Consider the following 4689-nt stretch of genomic DNA (forward strand, 5'->3'; position numbering starts at 1 on the left):
CGGGCGTGCAAATCTCCACCTTGATCGAGTGCTGGCGTACCGATGGCCGGACAATGGCCGGTGCCATGGGCGTGGCTGGTGAAATCGTGTCTTGAGTTACGGCGGTTGCTGTCATTGATGTTGTCTCCAATCTCTGCTTGTGGGGTGGCGCGCAATATGGCGTCCGGCAGATGTAGCTGACCTCTGTCAACACGGCAGGGGCTTCGTTTTCATCGGTGCCATGGGACTCATAATAGGCAGTGCGGCCGCGATGCCATTGATTTAGCGCGACAATTTCTTTGCATATTGGGACGAGAGCTAGCTCCCATGGCTGGAAAAGCCCGATAGCGGTGACGCTCCCGTGCAATCCGGGCGGTAAGTCGGCAATCGCGGAAGCAGGCGGGGATCTGTAACGTCAGGAATGTGCGGGGTGCGGCCGGTTGAGGCCGTGTGACTAGCTAGGATGACGAAGAGACGCGTCAGACGTCATCGAACCTGCAGTCGCTACTTATTCAAGATGGGCCCGGCTGCCACCTTGCTCTGCTGATAGTGGGCGGCCCACTCCGAGGGTGTCCTACCAAACTGGCCGCGGAACCAGCGAGAAAGTTCACAGGCGGAGGAAAAGCCAAGAAGTTCGGCGACTTCATACAACTTGCGTTCGCTGTTGGCCAGATACTCCTCGGCGAGTTCAGCCCGTACCGCATTGATGATTGTTGTGACGCTCTCGCCCTCGGCCGCCAGGTGCCGATTAAGGGTGCGTCGATGCATGCCAAGATGCTGGGCAACCCGATCGACCGAACACAGTCCGCTTGGCAGCAGCATCCTGACGATCTGGCGCGCCCGCTGTGTCGGCTCGTCGCGCAGGCTAGCCAACTGCACGTCCAACCATCGTTTCATTTCGCGATTCAGCGCCGGGTCTGCTGCAGGGATGGGCCTGTCCAGGTCGCGGCTGCGGCAAACGATGGCATTGCATTCCTGTGAAAACTCGATCGCTGTTCTCAGCACGCGGCGGTGCACTTCAAGACTGGCGGGCCGCGCGTGAGTGAAACAGATCTTTGCCGGCCGGAAGGTGTCGTGGGCCAGCACTCGCAATGTTCGCAATGCGATACCGGTCGACTGTTCTATAGCCTGGCGCCAGACGCCATGGCCCTGCATATTCACACCTATATGCAATAGTGCGACGTCACCTGCATCGTCAAGCCGCAATTGCACGCCGGCGTTGTGCAGGCGCATATAGCGGGAGAAAAATTGCACTGCTGCGCGCAGCGTGGGCTCTTCCCGGATCGCCAGCGCCAGCATGCCGAGATTAGCCAGGCTTCTCGTTTCGGCGAGCAACAGTCCGAAGGCCTCTTGGCCCGACAGGCGGGCCGACTCCTCCAGCAGCCACCCTACCGAATCGGCACTAACCATCATATCCGGATCGATGAGGACCTTGGCCGGCAGCTTGGCCAGCCGCAGCATCCGAAACGGATCGAGCCCCACGGAACGGGCCACGTGCTCATAGTCGGTAAGGCTGGCACTTCGCGTCAGGGTATGCACCGACGTCACCTGTCCCAATTGCTCAAGCTTATGTCCTAGTAAGTATAGGAGGGAATTCATGTCAGAGCTATCTTTGAGGCCAAGAACTCAACAGATGGAGACAGACAATGGAAACAAGCGCTGCAACGCACATCGGTCAACCTCGCGCCGCATTGGGGCAAGTGGATGCCGACGACCCCGCCGCATTCAGGCATTGCTTTGCCGAAGTCAATGGCATTCGCATGCATTACATCGACGAGGGGCACGGCCCGCTCGTCATTCTGCTGCACGGATTTCCCTACCTGTGGTACATGTGGCGCCGCCAGATCGGGGCGTTGGCCGCGGCCGGTTTTCGGGTCGTCGTCCCCGATCAACGGGGATTTGGGCAAAGCGATCGGCCAGATTCGATCGAAGCGTACGACATGAGCCAGGCCGTCGGCGACATGGTTGGCTTGATGGCGGCCCTGGGTGAAACCTCCGCAGTAATCGTCGGACACGACCTGGGCGCATGGGTCGCTCAGGCGTCGACCATGCTGAGACCAGACCTGTTCCGCGGCCTCGTGATGCTCAATACCCCGGTGCCACCGCGCGGAAAGATCAGACCGACCGTCGGCTTGCGGGAAATGGCGAAGGGTCGGGTGTTCCACCACCTGTACTTCCAGCAGATCGGCAAGCCGGATCGCGAGTTGGCCAGCAATCCGCGCAAGACCTTGCGTAGCATCTTCTACTCGGTCTCCGGCAGCGCCGTCGGCGCCGAACGGTGGCGCCTGTTCATCGAAGCCGGTGAGCCCATTCTCAATGCCTTCACTGAGCCGAAGGAGTTCCCGTCCTGGTTGAGCGCACGGGCGATCGACTACTACGTCGATGAATACACGCGCACAGGCTTTACCGGTGCCCTGAACTATTACCGCTGTCGCGACCGGAACTGGGAAATTACCGCGTTTCTAGACGGTGCGGTGGTCTGCCAGCCGAGCCTGTTTATCGGGGGCGCTGCCGACCCTTCCCTTGAACCGATCGAAATTCGTGGAATCTACGACCAGTTCGACACATATTTGTCCGGATTGCAGAAGAAGGTGCTACTCCCCGGCGTGGGCCATAGCGCGGCCGAAGAAAGTGTTGATCGAGTTAACGAGTTGCTCCTGGAATTTCTCGAGCAACTCGAGCACTAGCGTCCAGGTTGTTTGGCTGGGTGGCACGGATCGGACGGCCAGTGACATGGCCGCCGAGCACAGGGCAGGTTTCACTTCCCTGAAAGCCTTCCCTTAAGTAAATCGAGCGGCCATGGGAAAGCCAGGCACACGCCTCGCGGACGCGAGAGCCAAAGAGAACGCTGCGCACAGATGGCATGAGCAGCAGCAAAAATAGGAGACAGAATTGTGGCAGTGAATATGCAAGCAACAGCATGCTATGACGGTGCACAGCCGCGACACACTCGCGGCTATGCATGGGTCATTTTTGCGCTGACGTTCGGGCTGCTCTTGTCCGACTATATGTCGCGGCAGGTGCTCAATGCAGTCTTTCCGCAAATCAAGGCGGAGTGGGTTCTGTCCGACACTCAGCTCGGGGCGCTCAGTGGCATTGTCTCGCTCGCCGTTGGCGTCCTGGCGTTCCCACTCTCGCTTGCCGCCGACCGATGGGGGCGCGTACGTAGCGTGACCATCATGGCCGTGATCTGGAGCATCGCGACCCTGCTCTGCGGCCTGTCGCACAACTACTTCACATTGCTGTCGGCGCGCTTTCTGGTCGGTGTCGGCGAAGCCGCTTACTCCAGCGTTGGCGTGGCCATCCTCATCAGCATGTTTCCGCGCCGGCACACCTCCACCGTCACGGGTGCCTTTATGGCGGGCAGCATGGTCGGGTCTGTACTGGGGATCGGGCTGGGGGGCTCGCTGGCAAGCCAGTTCGGTTGGCGGAGTGCGTTCGTTGGTATGGCGATCTTTGGCATCGCGCTGAGCCTGCTCTACATGCTGGTCGCGAGTCCGTCGCGGATCGAAGGGCAGAAAGGTCAATCACCCGACATCAGGCAAACGGAATCGCCGGGCACGGTCCGCGTCAAGGATGTGCTGAGAGATCTGTTCTCCTCCCCGGTGTTGATCAGCGTCTATATTGGCAGCGGGCTGCAACTATTCATCAATGGTGGCCTGCTTGCCTGGCTGCCGAGTTTCCTGAATCGGGTCTATGACATGCCACTGAGCAAGGCAGGTGGCGTCGCCGCGGTATTCGTCCTTTGCGGCGCATGTGGAATGCCGCTGTGCGGCGCACTGTCCGATCGCCTGGGACGTGGTTCGCCACGACGGAAAATGCTCCTGGCGATCGCCTACAACCTGGCCTGTGGAGCATTGCTGTTCGCGGCATTTCAGTTTCCCGCCGGTTCAGCCCAACTCACTCTCATCGCATTGGCGATGTTCTTTAGCGCTGGCATTATTGGCCCGAGCGGCACCATGGTTGCGAATCTGACGCCCAAGGCAATTCATAGTACTGCCATGGCAACACTGGCATTGGCCTTCAACCTGCTCGGGCTGGCGCCAGGCTCTGTTGCGACGGGCGCATTGGCAGACCGACTGGGGCTGGCGCCCGCCTTGCAATTATTGCCGCTCGCCAGTGTCGCGTCCAGCGTCGTGTTGTTGATTGGCGTGCGTTATCTGCGCGGCGCGCGAGGTTATGGTGCAGATAGCTAATGTGGCCAAGACGTTTCATTTAAATAGGGATGCCTTATCGATTGGACAGGACAGCGTTCCAGATGGAGGGGCGCGGTCGTGTCCTTGAGCGCGAGAGCGCAGAGAAGCAGAACATCGGTTTTCATTTCGCGCCCTGCCCGGTGCGTGGCGGCATACCCATCCAGCGTGATCGTCTCCGACAGTGAATGGCTCAGTTCGGCCGACATCGAGAACGTCGCGTGCCAGCATCCCGACGTCGCGAGTGCCGTGTGCATCGCCGCGCGGCATCACGAACGGTCGCTGCTGCTGGTCGTGAAAAAGCCGGGCAGCGCGCTCACCGCGGACGAACTGCTCGCCTTCTTTGACGGCCAGGTGACGAAGTGGTGGAAGCCGGACGTGGTGGTCTTCGTCGAGTCGGTCCCGCTTGGCGCGACTGGCAAAGTTCTCAAGCGCCAGTTGCAGGAGCAGTACGGCGATTACTAGCTGGAAACCTGGCGCGCCCACGCAAGAGAAACGCATTTCCATACAAGCAACA

At 60.0% G+C, this 4689-nt stretch carries 3 protein-coding genes and 1 pseudogene; 3 read left to right on the forward strand and 1 reads right to left on the reverse strand.

The window, feature by feature from the left end:
- Positions 1-483: 483 nt before the first annotated feature.
- A complete protein-coding gene (locus AWB81_RS40510) occupies positions 484-1518 on the reverse strand; it encodes an AraC family transcriptional regulator (RefSeq protein WP_062644006.1) in 1035 nt (344 codons plus the stop codon).
- A gap of 107 nt (positions 1519-1625) precedes the next feature.
- Between AWB81_RS40510 and AWB81_RS40515 the strand changes: the two genes are divergently transcribed.
- The 3 genes and pseudogenes from AWB81_RS40515 to AWB81_RS40525 all read left to right on the forward strand — a co-directional run.
- Positions 1626-2666, forward strand: coding sequence for an alpha/beta hydrolase (locus AWB81_RS40515; RefSeq protein ID WP_235026178.1), 1041 nt, complete (start codon positions 1626-1628; stop codon positions 2664-2666).
- Between the two features lie 219 nt (positions 2667-2885).
- Entirely contained in the window at positions 2886-4175 is a 1290-nt protein-coding gene (locus tag AWB81_RS40520) for an MFS transporter (RefSeq protein WP_062644002.1), read from the forward strand.
- A 165-nt stretch (positions 4176-4340) separates the two neighbouring features.
- Positions 4341-4637 (forward strand): annotated as a pseudogene (locus AWB81_RS40525) (AMP-binding enzyme); the annotation flags it as partial.
- Positions 4638-4689: the final 52 nt, after the last annotated feature.

Origin of the sequence: Caballeronia arationis, from assembly GCF_001544975.2 — a bacterium.
GTDB lineage: Bacteria > Pseudomonadota > Gammaproteobacteria > Burkholderiales > Burkholderiaceae > Caballeronia > Caballeronia arationis.

Excerpts from the sequence above, each read along its gene's own strand:
- AWB81_RS40515 (WP_235026178.1), top strand. The coding sequence starts at position 1,626 with ATGGAAACAAGCGCTGCAACGCACATCGGTCAACCTCGCGCCGCATTG.
- AWB81_RS40520 (WP_062644002.1), top strand. The coding sequence starts at position 2,886 with ATGCAAGCAACAGCATGCTATGACGGTGCACAGCCGCGACACACTCGC.